The sequence below is a fragment of the Bacteroides sp. 11BF genome, from assembly GCF_019633765.1.
Taxonomy (GTDB): Bacteria; Bacteroidota; Bacteroidia; order Bacteroidales; family Bacteroidaceae; genus Bacteroides; species Bacteroides hominis.
On record NZ_JAFKPJ010000033.1, the window covers coordinates 1 to 17062 of the forward strand.

At 45.5% G+C, this 17062-nt stretch carries 13 protein-coding genes; 4 read left to right on the top strand and 9 right to left on the bottom strand.

Annotated features, from left to right (window positions below; all coding sequences use genetic code 11):
* Positions 1 to 726: ParA family protein (locus JZY04_RS20190; RefSeq protein ID WP_220577450.1), on the bottom strand; the 726-nt coding region annotated here is incomplete at its 3' end.
* 232 nt (positions 727 to 958) lie between these two features.
* Here JZY04_RS20190 and JZY04_RS21575 point away from each other — a divergent pair.
* The 4 genes from JZY04_RS21575 (at position 959) to mobC (ending at position 5105) form a co-directional block, all read left to right on the top strand.
* A complete protein-coding gene (locus JZY04_RS21575) occupies positions 959 to 1138 on the top strand; it encodes a hypothetical protein (protein WP_080728637.1) in 180 nt (59 codons plus the stop codon).
* Positions 1139 to 1408: 270 nt separating this feature from the next.
* The gene (gene mobA / locus JZY04_RS20200; protein ID WP_005944180.1) at positions 1409 to 1834 is read left to right on the top strand and encodes a conjugal transfer protein MobA; all 426 of its coding nucleotides are present in this window, start codon (positions 1409 to 1411) and stop codon (positions 1832 to 1834) included.
* Positions 1813 to 3063 (top strand): conjugal transfer protein MobB, encoded by a 1251-nt coding sequence (mobB, locus tag JZY04_RS20205; RefSeq protein ID WP_008645598.1) that lies wholly within the window; start codon positions 1813 to 1815, stop codon positions 3061 to 3063. The genes mobA and mobB overlap by 22 nt, the downstream gene beginning before the upstream one ends.
* A gap of 32 nt (positions 3064 to 3095) precedes the next feature.
* On the top strand, positions 3096 to 5105 hold the full coding sequence (gene mobC, locus JZY04_RS20210) for a conjugal transfer protein MobC (RefSeq protein WP_008645597.1): 2010 nt from the start codon (positions 3096 to 3098) through the stop codon (positions 5103 to 5105).
* Between the two features lie 113 nt (positions 5106 to 5218).
* Here mobC and JZY04_RS20215 read toward each other — a convergent pair whose 3' ends face one another.
* The 8 genes from JZY04_RS20215 to erm(F) form a co-directional block, all read right to left on the bottom strand.
* Positions 5219 to 7213: an ATP-binding protein gene (locus tag JZY04_RS20215; protein WP_008645594.1), complete on the bottom strand. Its 1995-nt coding sequence runs from the start codon at positions 7211 to 7213 to the stop codon at positions 5219 to 5221.
* A gap of 2 nt (positions 7214 to 7215) precedes the next feature.
* Complete coding sequence (locus tag JZY04_RS20220; RefSeq protein WP_008645592.1) at positions 7216 to 8673, bottom strand: ATP-binding protein; 1458 nt, start codon at positions 8671 to 8673, stop codon at positions 7216 to 7218.
* A 149-nt stretch (positions 8674 to 8822) separates the two neighbouring features.
* Complete coding sequence (locus JZY04_RS20225; protein ID WP_008645591.1) at positions 8823 to 9440, bottom strand: RteC domain-containing protein; 618 nt, start codon at positions 9438 to 9440, stop codon at positions 8823 to 8825.
* A 210-nt stretch (positions 9441 to 9650) separates the two neighbouring features.
* Positions 9651 to 10064, bottom strand: a complete 414-nt coding sequence (locus JZY04_RS20230; protein WP_008655868.1) for a dihydrofolate reductase family protein — start codon at positions 10062 to 10064, stop codon at positions 9651 to 9653.
* A 279-nt stretch (positions 10065 to 10343) separates the two neighbouring features.
* Positions 10344 to 11666, bottom strand: coding sequence for a sigma-54 dependent transcriptional regulator (locus tag JZY04_RS20235; RefSeq protein WP_008645588.1), 1323 nt, complete (start codon positions 11664 to 11666; stop codon positions 10344 to 10346).
* Complete coding sequence (locus JZY04_RS20240) at positions 11659 to 13977, bottom strand: ATP-binding protein (protein ID WP_008645587.1); 2319 nt, start codon at positions 13975 to 13977, stop codon at positions 11659 to 11661. Before JZY04_RS20240 ends, JZY04_RS20235 begins: the two co-directional genes overlap by 8 nt.
* Entirely contained in the window at positions 13977 to 15902 is a 1926-nt protein-coding gene (gene tet / locus JZY04_RS20245; protein ID WP_008645586.1) for a tetracycline resistance ribosomal protection protein, read from the bottom strand. The genes JZY04_RS20240 and tet overlap by 1 nt, the downstream gene beginning before the upstream one ends.
* 287 nt (positions 15903 to 16189) lie before the next feature.
* Positions 16190 to 16990, bottom strand: a complete 801-nt coding sequence (gene erm(F) / locus JZY04_RS20250; protein ID WP_004295323.1) for a 23S rRNA (adenine(2058)-N(6))-methyltransferase Erm(F) — start codon at positions 16988 to 16990, stop codon at positions 16190 to 16192.
* Positions 16991 to 17062 lie beyond the last annotated feature (72 nt).

A 17062-nucleotide genomic window follows, 5' to 3' on the forward strand; every position in this document is an offset into this window, starting at 1 on the left:
GACGAGTTTGTCGAGGTTGCTGCCGCGTACCAGTATTTTGTCCGCCGGAAACGCCGTGGAGCGGAATACTGCCTTGCGTTCTGCCGCCGTCTCCTTGCGGAAACGCTTGCTGTCCGGCAGATGTGTTTCCAGAATGGACAGGGCGAACTCGGCACAGACCTTGTCGTATGCTTTGTAAAGTTCCGTCTTTTCGCGCCCGTCCACCATGTTACACACGAGGTAAATCCCTTTGATACCGGACTTGCCCGTGCTTATCATCTGTTCGTTGATAACGGTGGCGAACTTAATGGAACTCTCCATCACCACACGGTCGGCGATGATGGGCGTGAAGATGTAGTCCATTTTGGAAATGGTCTGCACCACATCGGCATTGTTGATGGTTCCCGGCAAGTCGAAGAACACGAAATCAAGGTCGGGCTGCGCTGCCACCAGATTTTCGGCAGTCTTTACCGCATCTTCCGCACGGCTGCATCTGATGGTGTACGGGTTCTTCTTCAGCCGTTTGAGCTGCTCATACGCCATCACCTTGTAATGCCCGTCCTCCATGACAGCTTTCATGTCGCGCTTGCGCATGTCATGGATACTGTACTGTGGAAAATCGCAGTCCACCACGGCTACGTTGTAGCCTTTCACATAGTGCAGGTAGCTTGCTACAAGCACCGTCAGGGTTGTCTTACCCGCTCCACCTTTCTGCGTGGAGATTGCCACATAAGTTGCTTCTTTCATTTGTTTGATAATTTATTTGGTTATACATCTGTCCGGTGGCGGTAGCGTATTGCCATTAGTACGTACGCACGCGCTCCCATTCATTTATTTATTCACTCCTTAATCCGGCTGTGCCTATGGGTAATCATCGGTTTGTCCAACCGCCCATGCTTTTATCCGTCCGCATGGACGTGTGCTTGGAAAACTGTCTGAATACATACACCTGTTTTCAACCGTTTGGATTGATGCCCGGATTGGTGTCCGAACATCCGGCGGAAGGAGTGTATTTTCAGTCCCACATCCGAATCACGCTGCAAATAAACAAGGATATTTTGGAACTTGTATTACTTCTCCGGCAAGTGGCAGCACGTTGCGTCGGTTGGCACTGATTGTCCGGGTCAAGCCCCTGTCCGATACCGCTTTAAGGGCGTAACTTTGCACCCGAACGGCAGGGTTCGCCGCAGGTGGCGCAGCCCGGAGTTTGAAAGGCATTCCCCCAATCCGTCCCCGACGGATTTTTATGTTCACCTGAACATAGCAAGATGTCTTTTCAGCCGCTCAAAACGTTTTGAGCAGCCACGAAAAGCACTTGCCCTTGCAGGGGGCGGGCTTCCTCTCCGAAGTCGGGAAGCCTTTCAAACCTGCGGTGTCTGTGCCAAGAAGCGGCGGCTTATGCCGTCCATCCGCTAAATCCAAAGTTTATATGAAAGAGAAAAGAAACAAGACCGGGAGAAATCCCAAACTTGACCCGGCGGTGTTCCGTTACACCGTCCGTTTCAACGAGGAGGAACACAACCGTTTCCTCGCCATGTTCGAGAAGTCGGGCGTTTACGCCAAGTCGGTTTTCATCAAGGCGCACTTCTTCGGGCAACCGTTCAGGGTGCTGAAAGTGGACAGGACGCTGGTGGATTACTACACCAGACTGTCCGATTTCCATGCGCAGTTCCGCGCGGTAGGCACGAACTACAACCAAGTCGTGAAGGAACTCAGGCTGCATTTTTCCGAGAAAAAGGCGATGGCGTTGCTCTACAAGCTGGAGCAACAGACCGTCGAACTCGTGAAACTGAGCCGTCAGATTGTGGAACTTTCAAGGGAAATGGAGGCGAAATGGTCGCAAAAATCAGTGTAGGAAAGTCGTTGTACGGCGCGCTTGCCTACAACGGGGAAAAGATCAACGGGGCGAAAGGGCGGCTGCTCACCACCAACCGCATCTACAATGACGGCACGGGGACGGTGGACATACGCAAGGCGATGGAAGGTTTTCTCGCCTGTATGCCGGAGCATACGAGGGTGGAGAAACCGGTACTCCATATCTCGCTCAACCCGCATCCCGACGACGTGCTGACAGATACGGAATTGCAGGACATCGCACGCGAGTATCTGGAGAAACTCGGCTACGGGAACCAGCCGTACCTTGTTGTCAAGCACGAGGACATAGACCGTCACCACCTGCACATCGTGACAATCAATGTGGACGAGAAAGGCAGGCGGCTCAATCAGGATTTCCTCTTCCGCCGCAGCGACCGCATCCGCAGGGAACTGGAACGGAAGTACGGGCTGCACCCGGCGGAGCGTAAGAACCTACGGCTGGAAAATCCGCTGCGCAAGGTGGACGCTTCGGCGGGCGACGTGAAGAGGCAGGTCGGAAATACCGTCAAGGCTCTGAGTGGACAGTACCGTTTCCGGACGATGGGCGAATATCGCGCCCTCCTATCCTTATATAATATGACGGTGGAGGAAGCGCGGGGAAACGTGCGCGGGCGTGAGTATCACGGGCTGGTCTATTCCGTCACCGATGATGCCGGGAACAAGACTGGCAACCCGTTCAAGTCCTCGCTTTTCGGGAAGTCCGCAGGCTATGAAGCCGTGCAGAAGAAGTTTGCCCGTTCCAAACAGGAGATTAAGGACCGGAAACTCGCCGACATGACGAAACGCACCGTGCTTTCCGTGCTTGAAGGCACGTATGACAAGGAGAAGTTCGTTTCGCGGCTCAAGGAAAAGGGCATCGACACCGTACTGCGCTACACGGAGGAAGGGCGCATCTACGGAGCCACGTTCATAGACCACCGAACGGGCTGCGTGCTGAACGGCTCGCGCATGGGCAAGGAACTTTCCGCCAACGCCTTGCAGGAACACTTTACGCTGCCTTATGCCGGACAGCCGCCGATTCCGCTGTCCGTTCCGGTGGAAACAGAAGAGGATATGCGCGGACAGACCGCATCCGACCACGAGAACACGGCGGGCGGTGTCGGTCTGCTCACTCCCGAAGGTCCGGCTGTGGATGCCGAGGAGGAAGCCTTTATCCGGGCGATGCAGCGCAAGAGGAAAAAGAAGAGGCGCAAGGGCTTGGGAATGTAACCGTAAGTATCAACATCAAAATTTTTCAATCTATGTCACAACAAGAAGACGATTTGAGGGCATTGGCGAAAATCATGGATTTTCTGCGTGCCGTGAGTATTATTTTAGTGGTCATGAACGTGTACTGGTTCTGCTATGAAGCCATACGGCTCTGGGGCGTGGACATCGGCGTAGTGGACAGAATCCTGATGAACTTCAACCGCACGGCGGGGCTGTTCCATTCCATCCTCTACACGAAACTGTTCGCCGTCCTCCTGCTTGCCCTGTCCTGTCTGGGGACGAAGGGCGTCAAGGGAGAGAAAATCACTTGGGGAAGGATCTGGACGGCACTTGCCGCAGGGTTCGTGTTGTTCTTCCTCAACTGGTGGATACTGGCATTGCCGCTGCCGGTTGAAGCGGTGACGGGACTTTACGCGCTGACCGTAGGCACGGGCTATGTCTGCCTGCTGATGGGCGGTCTGTGGATGAGCCGCCTGTTGAAACACAACCTTATGGATGACGTGTTCAACAACGAGAACGAGAGCTTCATGCAGGAAACACGGCTCATCGAAAGCGAGTATTCGGTCAATCTGCCCACCCGCTTTTATTATAGGAAACGTTGGAACAACGGCTGGATCAACGTGGTGAACCCATTCCGCGCCTCCATCGTGCTGGGTACGCCGGGCAGCGGAAAGTCATACGCGGTGGTAAACAGTTTCATCAAGCAGCAGATTGAGAAGGGCTTCTCGATGTATGTCTATGATTTCAAATTCAGTGACTTGTCCACGATAGCCTATAATCATCTGCTCAACCACCCGGAGGGATACAAGGTGAAGCCGAAGTTCTACGTGATAAACTTCGACGACCCGCGACGCAGCCACCGTTGCAATCCCATTCACCCAGATTTCATGGAGGACATTACGGACGCTTACGAGAGCGCGTACACCATCATGCTCAATTTAAACAAGAGTTGGGTGCAGAAGCAGGGCGACTTCTTTGTGGAATCGCCCATCATCCTTTTCGCGGCTATCATCTGGTATCTTAAAATTTTTCAGAACGGCAAGTATTGCACGTTCCCCCATGCCATCGAGTTCCTGAACCGCCGTTACGAGGATATTTTCCCGATTCTGACCTCTTATCCCGAACTGGAGAACTATCTCTCGCCATTCATGGACGCGTGGCTCGGAGGGGCTGCGGAGCAGTTAATGGGGCAGATTGCTTCGGCGAAAATTCCGCTGTCACGCATGATTTCCCCGCAGCTCTATTGGGTAATGTCGGACAGCGAGTTCACGCTGGACATCAACAATCCCGAAGAACCGAAAATTCTCTGCGTGGGCAACAATCCCGACCGACAGAACATATACGGGGCGGCTCTCGGTCTGTATAATTCCCGTATCGTTAAACTTATCAACAAGAAAGGGATGCTGAAGTCGTCGGTCATCATAGACGAGCTGCCGACGATATACTTCAAGGGGCTGGACAACCTTATCGCCACCGCGCGAAGCAACAAGGTTGCCGTGTGTCTGGGTTTTCAGGATTTCAGCCAGTTGGTGCGTGACTATGGGGACCGCGAGGCGAAAGTGGTGATGAACACGGTCGGCAATATCTTCTCCGGGCAGGTGGTGGGCGAAACAGCCAAGACGCTCTCGGAGCGGTTCGGAAAGGTGCTTCAAAAGCGGCAGTCCATCTCCATCAACCGGCAGGATGTTTCCACCTCCATCAACACGCAGATGGACGCGCTTATCCCGCCGAGCAAAATTTCCGGCTTGACGCAGGGGATGTTCGTCGGTTCGGTGTCCGACAACTTCAACGAGCGTATCAAGCAGAAGATTTTCCACTGTGAGATTGTCGTGGATGCCGAGAAAATGAAGCGCGAGGAGAAAGCCTACAAGCCGATACCCGTCATTACCGACTTCGCGGACGCGAACGGCAACGACTGCATGAAGGAAATGGTGAAGGCGAATTACAGGCGCATCAAGGAGGAGGTGAAACAGATTGTCGCCGACGAGTTGGAGCGCATCGCTGGTGACGAGAATCTGAAACATCTGTTGCAACAGAAATAATATATAACAACAAGATGTATCAGACTCCCGTTTTGAGAATTACTCCTGCTACAGCTATCTGTGACAGGAGTAATTTGTAATTCTTTATATTGAGCATTATGACTATATTAAGTTCAACTAACCATTGCGGCCGTGTTATTTGAAACTTCATTCATTACCTCATTTAATGATTGGGATTTAGATAAAGTGGCTCTTTCTATTTTGAGCTTATCAAGCAAATATTTCAGCCTACGTTCCACCTCATTTGTTATTTCACTCCATTTTTTTACATAGAGGCTATAATTACTGTCATTTTGGACTAAACCAGTAAGCTTATTTATGACCCTTCGACCTACAATATCATCATAGTCTTGTCCTATCAAAATGAAAGTCCAGAACTCATTAGCATCATTAAAACAATCTTGTTTTAGAATAACATCCATATATTGTTCTAATTGATTTAACTGTTCTGATTTTAATTGTTTTATAGTTGTCGGATTTTTGATTTCCACAACTATATTATGAGGTCTCCCATCCCTAAAATCAGTACCAGTAAGAAATAAATCCATTTCTTTGTATTTATTAGGGTGAGCAATATATTTTTTCTCGCTAACTCCACGCAGAATATAAATGTATTTTCTTAAAGCCTCTTCAAATTTGACCTCTTCCGCACATACCATTCTATATTCTTCGCCAAAAATCCAATAGTGTTTTTCTATGAACGACTGCAAATCACGAACTTCATTGGCTTGTAAAGTATGATTAAAAACAATCTTTTTTAGATTCTCCAGTGTCAGCAATCTGTCTGAAATAAGCTTAATCGTGGAAACGACTTGTTTTAACCTCGTTATTTCTAATATTTTTGCAAATTCTTTCCTATCGTTCGAGTCTAATTCAACAACTGCATCTAAAATCTTAAACAGACTATCGCGCTCACCGCTATCCATCACCAAATTTAGAAGTTCTAAGAAAACTCTTTTTTGTTCTTTGTTCAACTTCATGAAAACAGCAGGTTCTACTTCGTATAGTTCCTTTACGAAGTTTTCCAAACCTTCTCTACGCACTATATCCCAATCTTCAGTACCAAATTTAGGGAAAACATCTTCATTCTTATATTTGGTTACCATAACTTCTGCTTGCTCCTTTAGGAATGGGCGTCTTTTCTTTTTGAGAAACTCATTGAGTTGCGTAATTAGTTCCTTAAATAATTTTCTATCAGCAGAATTATCAAACAATTTAGGTTGAATAGCATTATCGTCTAATTCGTTATCACAATTGATTTCATTGAAGAAATCATCAATCACAATTACAGAATGCCAAAAATTATCTCCTTTTTTATTTAATAATGTCGTTTTGGTAAATTTTAACTCCAAGTCATTATTCAAGAAGTAAAATCGAGAATATTCATCATTCATCTTTACATTCCATCGGATATACTTGCATTGAAAGTTGATGTTATTTTTCTGGTTATGTGATAATATCGGTGATATTGATTCTTGTTCTGCTATTATAGAAGAATAATCTAATTCTTGCCCATTGATGTATATTTGATATTCGGATTTCAATTCTAAAAACCACGCAAATTCAGCCTTTAGATAAGGGATAAGAGTCTTCGTTATAAACAAACTGGAAATATCAGAAGAAATCTCATTAAAAACGACACAAGTACCTGTTGTTGTGTCATCAGATACAAGTGGCTCTGTTGTAGTGTAGTCTTTTAAAGTATCGCTATCAATTCTAATGTCATAAGACATTATTTGTGCATCTTTACTATAGCGTGTTTCCCAATTAGCAAATCTCGCAAATTTATAGAAAGTAAAACGACCATAACCGTTTTTTCCTCTTGTAAATTCAGTATTATTCTCGTTGGCTATTCTCTTTTGAGACTCATAGAATTTTTTGAATTTTATAGGTAATTCTTCATAGCAGATGCCTGTACCATTGTCTGTTATTCTAATATTTTTGATTGTGTCCAATTCTGCATTGTCAATTTCAAAATCAATATTTACAACGGTTGCTTTTGCATCAAATCCATTCCATACATATTCGGCAATAGCTCGCTCTGGAGTATATTTATTCAATATTTTCCTAATGCCAGCAGATGTTATTTCTACAGTTTGCGAGTTCATGACTATTTATTTTTAATTAAATCCAGACCTTTCTCCGTAAGACGGTATTTCTGTCGCGGGTGTTTCGGCTTTTCCGGATAAATCGGTTCTACTAAATCCAACCTTATTGCAGGATACAGATAAAGCTCCAGAAAATTGCTTTTGTCCTTCAATCCTATCATTTCCATAACATCTTTTGTCGATAGTGTCTGATTCCCGATTGCAGACAGAACTTTTCCCACTTGCGGGGTAACTGTCGGGTAACTATCGGGCGACTGTGGGGTGACTGTCGGGTATGACCCGACTGCTTTCCGGGTATAGCGGAAAACGACCCATACGCTGTTTCCGTCCGTGTGAAATTCGGGGTCCGGAATGCCGACACGCCGGCACTCGCTTATCATAAGCCCGATGCCCCGTCCCCAACTTTCCAAGACCTCGCTTTTATACAGCACGTTTGCTATGATTAGATTTTGCGGTTCTGAATTATGCCCGCTTAACAGTTTTTCCATTGTTATATCCGGCGGAAATGTCCCGCTGTTCTCTATTTCCACACGGTCGTCATAGATGGCGATTCCCACCGAACTGCCGGGACGGTGGTACAGGCGGTGGCACAACGCATTTGTGCAGCACTCTCTCAATGCCTTGTACGGGATTTCCAGTTCTTCCTCACGGTACAGCCCTTCTATCTTACCGGAAAGTGACAGATGTTTGAAAAAGAACGCCATTGCAGCATCCAGCAGCGCGTAGATATTCCCAGTGACACGTTGATTGTCTATAAACTCGTCTTTCGTCGTGCCTTTGAAACGCGCCAGACGGAGCAGGCATTGGGGATAATAATAAAAATCATGACCGAACAGCACTGCTGAAGCATTGTTAAGTTTCCCGTCATGCAACAGACTGAATTTTTCGAGAATGGTCGGCAAGTCTTCCCTTATGGTTGCTTCAGGTAAACGACCGCTTCTGATTCCCCCGCGAACAGCACTAATGACGGCATGTTCGTCAAGGTCGGATATTTTAAGGTCAGGATTTGCTATTGCCTCCCAAGCGTATTTCCCGCCCCGCTGTATCAGATATTGGTTATATATCTCCTGCGGCATGATGGATGTCGCGCTTTCCACCCGCAGGTAAGCCCGTCCTTTGTAAGAGAACGGACGCATATATCTTTGTTCTTCCGCAGACAGTGCGATGACACTTTTGCCAGTGTCTGGTATTTCAGTATAAGAAACTTCAACTGTGGCAAACGGCTCGATACGCCGGATCGCGTCCGCTATATCCCGCTTGGTTTTGTCGCTCACGTCTTGTCCGATGATTTTTCCCTTGTCGGTGACACCGAACAATACCGTGCCGCCTTCGCCGTTAAGGAAGGCGCAAAGCGTTTCCATGCCGCGCTCCAACTGTCCGGTGGTTTCCTTGAACTCCACCCGTCCGCATTCTTTTTCGGCTATCAACCGTTTTATTATGTCGAGGTTGTCTATGCTCATATACAATTCTGTAACGTGGGTACAAAGATAGTGCTTTTCGCTGGTTTTCGGGCGAATAGATAACGAAATGTATCTACACAGCAGGACAAAACCTACAAAAAATCAGAGAATGACATAACGTCACCCCCTGATTCATCATTGGTACAGGATTATTTTCTCAAACGTTCCATTTCCTCGTCGCGGAGCATCCTCTCGTTCAGTTTCTCCTGCATCCTGTCAAGGAAGTAAGTGCGGCTTTCGTTTTTCCGGCGTTTGATGTCGATATAGAAACGGTAGCAGTCCTTTGATTCGATACCGAAAATCTTGTAGAGGAGCGGGGCGAGCTGTTTGAGCGGCATGTTGCCGTTGTTGATGCAGCCCATCTCGTTGATGCCGTAGATAAGTTCCACGAGGTCGATGGCGTTGCCCGTCCATTGCAGGGGTGAGGCGGGATTTTCGGTTGTGTTGTCGGAGGATGTACGGATGGGGATTAGTGGTGGCACTTGGGGAGCGGCAAGGAACTTCTGCATCTTCCTCACTAAAGAGAGTGCCTTGCTGATATAGGCTGCAACCTCCCTCTTTTCTTCGGGAAGATTGCGCATGGGATGGTGCTGCAACTCGATTTCGATGTAAGCCAGTGCGATGATGGTGCGGTTGGTGTCCACATTGCCGCTGCATAGCTCGATTACTTGCGTGGCGAAAGCCGTATATGCCGTTTCCATATTGCAGTCCCCGGCTTCGTTTATACGGCGGAAGAACTCGGTTTCCGCCAATAAGAAATAATTCATATCCTGTCAATTTTGAAATTTTACACTCTGTTTTTCGGTATGCGCACATGAATATGATTGGCAAAAAGCGTGTTCATAAAATAAAAAATCCGGCACACTCTCTGCAAGGTGCTGGATTTCAGTGTGATAATTTTGCAATTTATTTGTCTGTCAGGAATTATTTTCGACTTAAAGTGTTCATTTCCTGAACATTCGTCCATTTTCCGGACATCAAACGCACGCTTTATAGATATGGCGGACCACTCCGTTGCGGTACACCTTCTGCGAGGTCAGCGTCCATTGTTCCTGTGGCAAGGCGGACTGGAAGAAACGCTTTCCCGTTCCGGCAATGAAAGGAAGCGTATAAAGTATGATTTCATCCACCACACGCATACGTAACAGCCCATTGATGTAGTCCGCCTTTTCAGGAGTGACTTCCGCCAGATAGCAGATGTCTGTTGCGGATTTCCGCCATTCGTCGAGCATAGAGATGGAATAGTCGGGTGTGATATGATAAAGGGCGTTTTCCCTTATCTCGTTGATACCGCAATCTTCAAGGCGCAGTTCCTTATACGCTTTGCAATATAACTCGGAGCTTTGACAACCGTCCATCGTGAGGACGGCAAGAATCTGTACTTTACCCATTAGCGTTTCCTTTCGTTGGGCAAGGGCAAAAAAGTAGCGTGCAATCCACGCTATCACTAATGGAGGCTCTGGAATGCCCTTAACAGGAATAGGTGAATGCACGCTATGCGTAGGCATAGCATAAGCAATCACGCAATAGTTCCTGTTAATGTTAATTTTCCAGATTCCCATTAGGACGCCTTGCGGTCTTATGTTATATATAGGCGGCAAAAGGCTCTGCCAATCGCCGTTACCTTCTGATATGTCATGCAAAGATAGCCATTTTCAGCGAATTGCGGGCTATGGTTGCTCAAATTTATACTTCAATCCATATTCTTCCAGTTTATTATAGAGTGTTGTCCTGCCTATTCCAAGCAATTCGGCAGCGACCTTCCGGTTCCCGTCAGCCTGCTTCAAAGCACGCAGAATCCGCTCTTTATCTTCCTCGTCGTTGCGTAGGGAGAAGCCGGTAACAGAGGTTGTTTCGGTTATCCCAAGTTCCAGATGCTCTTTTGTGACAAGTCCCGTCTGAGCCTGCAACACCGCACCCATGATTTTCTGTCGAAGTTCGCGCACGTTGCCCGGCCATGAATGGGTCAGCAACGCTTTCCGTGCTTCGGAACTGAAACCGCTAACCTTGCACTCCAATTCCTTATTGGCAATCTCACGGAAGAACTCCGCCAGCGGCATGATGTCCTCCTGACAGTCACGTAAGGGCAGAACGGTTATTTCAAAGTCATGTAGGCGGTATAACAAATCCTGCCGGAAACGCTTTTCATTGACCGCCTTTTCCAGATTCTCGTTGGTGGCGGCGATGATGCGGACGTTGAAACTGCGGTCGGACTTGTCGCCAACGGGACGGAACCGCCGTTCCTGTATGGCACGGAGTAACATCTGTTGAGTTTCTGGTGCGAGATTACCCACTTCGTCTAAAAACAATGTGCCGCCTTCCGCCTCGTGGAAATAGCCTTTCTTTGTGTTTTCAGCACCAGTGAACGCTCCTTTGACGTGTCCGAAGAACGCCGATGGTGCAAGCTCTTTGGTGAGTGAGCCGCAGTCCACCGCCACGAAAGGCTTGCCTGAACGCTTGCTTTTATCGTGCAGTAGATGGGCAATATGCTCTTTGCCAGTACCGTTCTCCCCGAATATCAGTACGCTCATGTCGGTAGGAGCTACCAGCCTTATCCGGTGCATGATTTTCTGAAAGGCTGAACCGTCACGGGCAAATACGGGCATGCGGCTTCGCCCGATATTCCGCTCTTTCAGTATGGTGCGGAGCAAAGGCACGAGTTTGTCCTCCACGAGTTGCTTGGGTATGTAGTCCAGCGAACCGAGTTTCATGCTTTCAACCGCCGTATGTACTTCGGCATAGTCGGTCATGATGATGAACGGCTGCGTCATGCCTTCTTTGCGCATCCAGCGCAATAGGTCGATGCCGTCACCGTCAGGCAAACGCAAATCAGAAACTACTATATCATTGTCAGTGGCTTGTTGCAGAAGTTTCTTCGCTGTCGAGAGGTGGAAAGCCTGCACGGTACGGAATTTCTCCCGTGCCAGCAGGTTGCAGACAAACTCGCAATATACGATGTTGTCCTCCACCACGATGATTTTTGTTTTATCCATTTTCGTATTTTCTCCTTTCTTCTTTTGCCAGCCGGATTATCTCCGAACCCTTATCCAATACGGCAGTCACGGCGTTGTTCAATGCTTCATAATCGGGAACGGCACTCCCATGAAGCTGTTTATAAAGTTCCCTTAATGGTTGGTCGGCACGCAGTATCTCCCACGAACTATGTAGGTGGTGTGTCAGGGCGTCCAGTTCTTGAAAGTCTTTCCGTTGTTCCGCATCCCTGACCGACTGCATTTCCTTTTCGGTTTCCGCTATCAGTTTATCCAACATGACGGATTCATTGCCGTAAGACAGTAGGGAGGAGAAATCAGGCTTTTCATTTTGTTTACCTTTCATGGCGCACTTGTCGGAAACTTCCATCAGCTCCGATATGGAAAACGGCTTGAGAAGGCAATCGGAAAATCCACGTTCTAAAAGTTCCTCTCTGTTGCAACTGCCCGAAGCGGTTGTTACAATAATCGGAATGATCCTTGAATTGCCCACATTGGAGGTGCGTAGCAGTTCCAACAGCTCGAAGCCGTTTATATCCGGCATATTCAAATCGGTCAGAAGCAGACTGTATTCTTTCCGGCGTATCATTTCCATCAGTTCCGCAACATCGGTGCAAGTGTCGCAATGTATCCCTTCTTGTGCATACATTTCTTTCAGCATTAGGAGAAGTACCTTGTCATTGTCGATGGCAACAATATCATGGAGTGTTCGGTTATGATGAATCTGTGTTTTATTTATCCGTTCCGGCAATTCCTCGGCTGACTGCATGGGTATCTCCACCGTGAAACGGCTGCCCTTGCCTTTCTCGCTCTTCAGCTGGATTGTGCCGCCGAGCATTGTCACAATGCGCTGAACAATGGAAAGACCTAATCCGAAGCCGTCCTTTGCGGCAGCGTTTGACAAACGTTCAAACGCACCGAACACACGTTGCTGTTCCTCTTCGGTCATACCCGAACCCGTATCTTTGACGATAAGTTTCAGCATACCGTTATCATACCCCATTGTCAGAGAAACGGCACCGTTCTCAGTGAACTTGATGGCGTTTGACAGCAGGTTATTTCCAATTTGTAGAATGCGTTCCTTATCGGTCAGTACAACAGCATCCGTGTGATTCGTCACAGTAAGAGCAAGTCCCTTGTTTATGGCAATTGGCATAAACTCTGATTCGAGCGTATGCGCTATTGATGAAATCCTACACGTGGAGAAATTAGGCTGTTCCTTGCCGTCGTCCAGCCGGAAGAAACTCAGAAGAGTATTAAGCATTTCACGCATACGGTCGGAGGATTGCTGAATATTTCGGATATACATCCCGGTTTTATCCGCATTGAAGTTTTTTTGTATCAGTCCGGCATAGCCCGTTATTGCAGTCAGCGGTGTGCGTAATTCATGGGTAATGGTATGTACGGCTTTCTTGCGGGAGGTTATCAGTGCCTCGTTTCGCTTTGCCATTTGTTGCAGTCGCTCGATTAAATCTGCGGTTTCCTGTTTATATCGCTTGATGCGGTTGGCATTTCGGTGTATGATGATATATGATATGACCAGTAGCAGTATAACGAACCCTGTCAAGCCCCCAATCTGAATGAACGACCGTTCCCGCATGGCTGTTATCTCGGCTTCCCGCTTTTGTAGGTCAGTTTGTACTTTCCCGTCTATTTGAACAACCAGTCCTTGCAGTTGCCTGTTAAGTTCCGCATTTCGTGCGGCAAGGCTATCGGCATGAACCGATAAGCGGCGGCTTTGTGCCTGTTGTTCGGTTCTCATATTCCGGTTAAAGGAACGGTGCATCGTGGTAGTCACAGTTGGTTTCGCTTCTTCCTTTTTGCCGAAGATGCCCAAGAAACCTTTGCGCTTGGACTTCTTGGGCTGTTCCTGTACACTCTTCTGCACGATTACAGGTACTTGACTGGTTATCTTATCGTTGATGGCTTGTTGTTGTTCAAGTATTTGAACGATTTGGCACATCTGCCGTTCCTTATCTTCGAGAAGATGGCGTACGCTGTCTATACGCTCTGCCGGATAGGTAGCTTTGAAACGGCAGAGCATACTATCCATTGCCATACGCTGTGCATGGTAATGTTCGATATCTTTATCGTTCCATTCCAGTATTGTTTCACCAAATAGAGAAAATTTTATCATTTGAATATTGATATTGTTTATCTCTTTTCGGAACTCGTCTATTTTTTTATTGTCAAGTTCTAATGCTTCTATCTCCTGCCATTCATAGAAGCTATTATATGCTATACATCCGATAAGAACGGAGATAAGTATATACCCCAACCGTATTGTCTTATAGAAATTCCTGGATCGTTCCATTATTTTGATGATACTGATTTTTCAAACATGAATAAAAGTTTATCCTTTTCTTCCATACGGGTATTATCAGAATAACCGCCTTTTGTTATTTGATACCCACACGGCTTAACCATAAAAGTGCCTAAGCCTTTAGTGTATGAACTTACTTCTGAAGCATAGTCTTTACTTGTATTTAATGGAACTTTCCCTTCAATAAGACACCACTCTTTATTACAACTGATACCTTTAATCTCAGACATCATTTTTTGCAGATCTGTAATAGCTTTGGAACTTGCTACTTGTGGTATCTGTAACTCAAAATAGAGCATCGGTTCGAGAATATCCACTCCTGATTGTTGCAAAGCCAACCTGAAGACATAAGGAGACAATTGTCTAAAATCGGCAGGGGTACTTATCGGACTATAATAAAGGGCATAAGTAAAGGTTACTTTCAAATCCGTCACTTCCCATCCATGCAATCCCGATTGGCAAGACATACGGATTCCTTCAAAAACGGCATTTTGAAAAGAATGGTTCAGATAACCAAAGGAGATTTCACTTTCGATTTGCACCCCTGACCCTATCGGTAAAGGTTCCAGAGTCAGTCCTATTGAGGCCCAGTAAGGGTTGGGAGGGACTTCGATATGGATAATCTTATTCACCTTCTTTTTAGGTCGTTCTTTGTAGATAGTCTTGATTTCATCAAAATGGGTCTTTACGGAGAATCGTTCTTCCAGCAATGTTTGTATGATTTCTTTTTGGGTTAAACCATATAACGAGATTTCCAATTCATCACTATATGAATTTATGGAAAAGGACAGAGACGGGTCTTCAATAAACAATACATTTAGAGCGGATATCAACTTGCTTCTCTCTTCGGGCTTGTCTGGTCGGACAGAAGATTTGAGGGCGGGATGCTGATGAGATAATCCTTGAATCAGACAAGGTTTAACACCTAAATAATCTCCGATTCTTAATTCTTCTATATCTTCTATAATTGCGATATCATTAGCAACCACTTCATCAACATTTATCTCTTTGCCCTGATAAATGGTTTTTAGATTTTTAATCTTGATGAATTTTTCCGAATCATTGACTTTTATAACGGTTCGAAGTCTCAGACTTCCGTCAATAATTTTTAGAAAACTTCTTTTATGCCCTTTGGGGGCATGTTCTATTTTATAAAGATAAGCTGAAAGTCTATTTGGGACTGATGCCGGAGGAAATATAAAAGAAATGATGGCGTCTAACAACTCATTGATGCCAATATTGCACATTGCTGATCCATGCAAGACCGGATAGGCTTTGGCTTTTGCCACAAGAGCGATTATCGCATTCCAATAATCTGCCGGTAAGATTTCTTTATCCGCCAAATATAGTTCTAATATATCGTCGTCATGGTTGCATACAAATTCTTTGTGTTCTGCCCTTATATCTGTTGAGGTGCAAATCGGGTAAACTACTCCATCGACAACCGTTTGCATAAACAAGACGTCTTGCGACAGATTTGTTTTTATGTCCAGATATAAACGCTCAAGATTTACGCCGGCACGATCAATCTTATTGATAAATATAATTGTCGGGATTTGCAGTTTTTGCAAAGTCTTGAACAGCAACTTTGTTTGTGCTTGTATGCCTTCCTTTGCCGATAATATGAGGACTGCTCCATCAAGCATTTTGAATGTCCGCTCCACCTCTGCAATAAAATCCATGTGTCCCGGAGTGTCAATGATATTGCATTTCACACCATTCCAAACAATAGATGTCGTAGAAGCCCGAATAGTAATTCCTCTACGTTTTTCTATATCCATAGAGTCTGTTATGGTGTCACCTTTATCAACACTGCCGCGCTTTTCCGTTGCTCCGCAGGCAAATAGCAGATTTTCGGTTACGGAAGTTTTTCCTGCATCAATGTGAGCAAGAATTCCTAAATTTATAATGTTCATTTGATTAAGCAATAATATACTACAATAGATGCATTGCCGAAACGCACCTTTTAATACCTCCTCGTAGCATGTGGAAAACTACAGGATTCTTAACTCGTATTAATATGTATATTATTACTGCCGCATAATTGAACGCAAATTTACGAAAAAAAAGTTCCCTGACAAAAGCACAAAGAACTTTTTTTAATCTATACGTATTTTTATTTGGTATTATTAATTTGTTATGCGGCAGCTTAAAAGACGACACCAAACCAGAAAAATCATCTTGACAACCACCCGACTTTGAACTACGAAGGATGAAATTTTTCAGGGACAACTTCCAGCATTTCCAAAAAACAGTTTACCCATTGACTTGGAGACAAACAAACAATTTGAGCATTAAGGTTTAAACCGAATTTTTCCGAAATTGACCTGACCTGACTTTTCCTGAAAATCGACTTTAAAGCTGTTTTTACAGATAAATCAGGTTTCTCTAACAGACAGGAAATAAATGCTAAGTATTTGGCTTTAAACTTAAAATCAAAAAATAACTGTTTTCTTTTAATGTTTAACAGGGCTGATTTGACAGTTGGCGGTGGAAAGAAACTTTCAGGACCTACCTCATAGACAAGTTTCAAATCAAAAAAAGTATGATAGAAAACGGTATATGGATTGTAAAGCTTCCTCGAAAATAACTTTTGTGTAGGTTCTAACTGAAGGACAATGGAACCTCCCAGAAAATTTCCAAGACTCTCAAACATCAGGATTTTGAAAATATCGGAAGTAATGCCATAAGGAATATTTGACACCACTTTGAAAGGAAATTTCGGAACTGCAAAATTCCTAAAATCACAACCGACAACTTGAACATTTCGGGCATCAGAAAATAATTTTCGTAAATGTTCAACCAAAGCTGTGTCGTTTTCAATAGCAACAACATTGTTGGCGATTTTTAATAAATGAACAGTAAGAAACCCCTTGCCTGCCCCAATATCTAAAACCGTATCCTGATTACTTATATTTGCTTGTCTTATTGCATCTTTTATTAGCACTTTATCAATAGTAAAGTGCTGACCCGTAAAACGAACGGGCAATTTCTTTTTTGTCATTAGTAAACCCGTTGGCGGAATTAATTTAAGTTGATAAATATGAGTAAAAAGTTGTACATGTCGCTGATTTTT

What these genes read in the sequence shown, in the direction of transcription:
- mobA (WP_005944180.1), top strand. Translation starts at nt 1,409, where the DNA reads ATGAAAGAGAAAAGAAACAAGACCGGGAGAAATCCCAAACTTGACCCG.
- mobB (WP_008645598.1), top strand. Translation starts at nt 1,813, where the DNA reads ATGGTCGCAAAAATCAGTGTAGGAAAGTCGTTGTACGGCGCGCTTGCC.
- mobC (WP_008645597.1), top strand. Translation starts at nt 3,096, where the DNA reads ATGTCACAACAAGAAGACGATTTGAGGGCATTGGCGAAAATCATGGAT.
- JZY04_RS20215 (WP_008645594.1), bottom strand. Translation starts at nt 7,213, where the DNA reads ATGAACTCGCAAACTGTAGAAATAACATCTGCTGGCATTAGGAAAATA.
- JZY04_RS20220 (WP_008645592.1), bottom strand. Translation starts at nt 8,673, where the DNA reads ATGAGCATAGACAACCTCGACATAATAAAACGGTTGATAGCCGAAAAA.
- JZY04_RS20225 (WP_008645591.1), bottom strand. Translation starts at nt 9,440, where the DNA reads ATGAATTATTTCTTATTGGCGGAAACCGAGTTCTTCCGCCGTATAAAC.
- JZY04_RS20230 (WP_008655868.1), bottom strand. Translation starts at nt 10,064, where the DNA reads ATGGGTAAAGTACAGATTCTTGCCGTCCTCACGATGGACGGTTGTCAA.
- JZY04_RS20235 (WP_008645588.1), bottom strand. Translation starts at nt 11,666, where the DNA reads ATGGATAAAACAAAAATCATCGTGGTGGAGGACAACATCGTATATTGC.
- JZY04_RS20240 (WP_008645587.1), bottom strand. Translation starts at nt 13,977, where the DNA reads ATGGAACGATCCAGGAATTTCTATAAGACAATACGGTTGGGGTATATA.
- tet (WP_008645586.1), bottom strand. Translation starts at nt 15,902, where the DNA reads ATGAACATTATAAATTTAGGAATTCTTGCTCACATTGATGCAGGAAAA.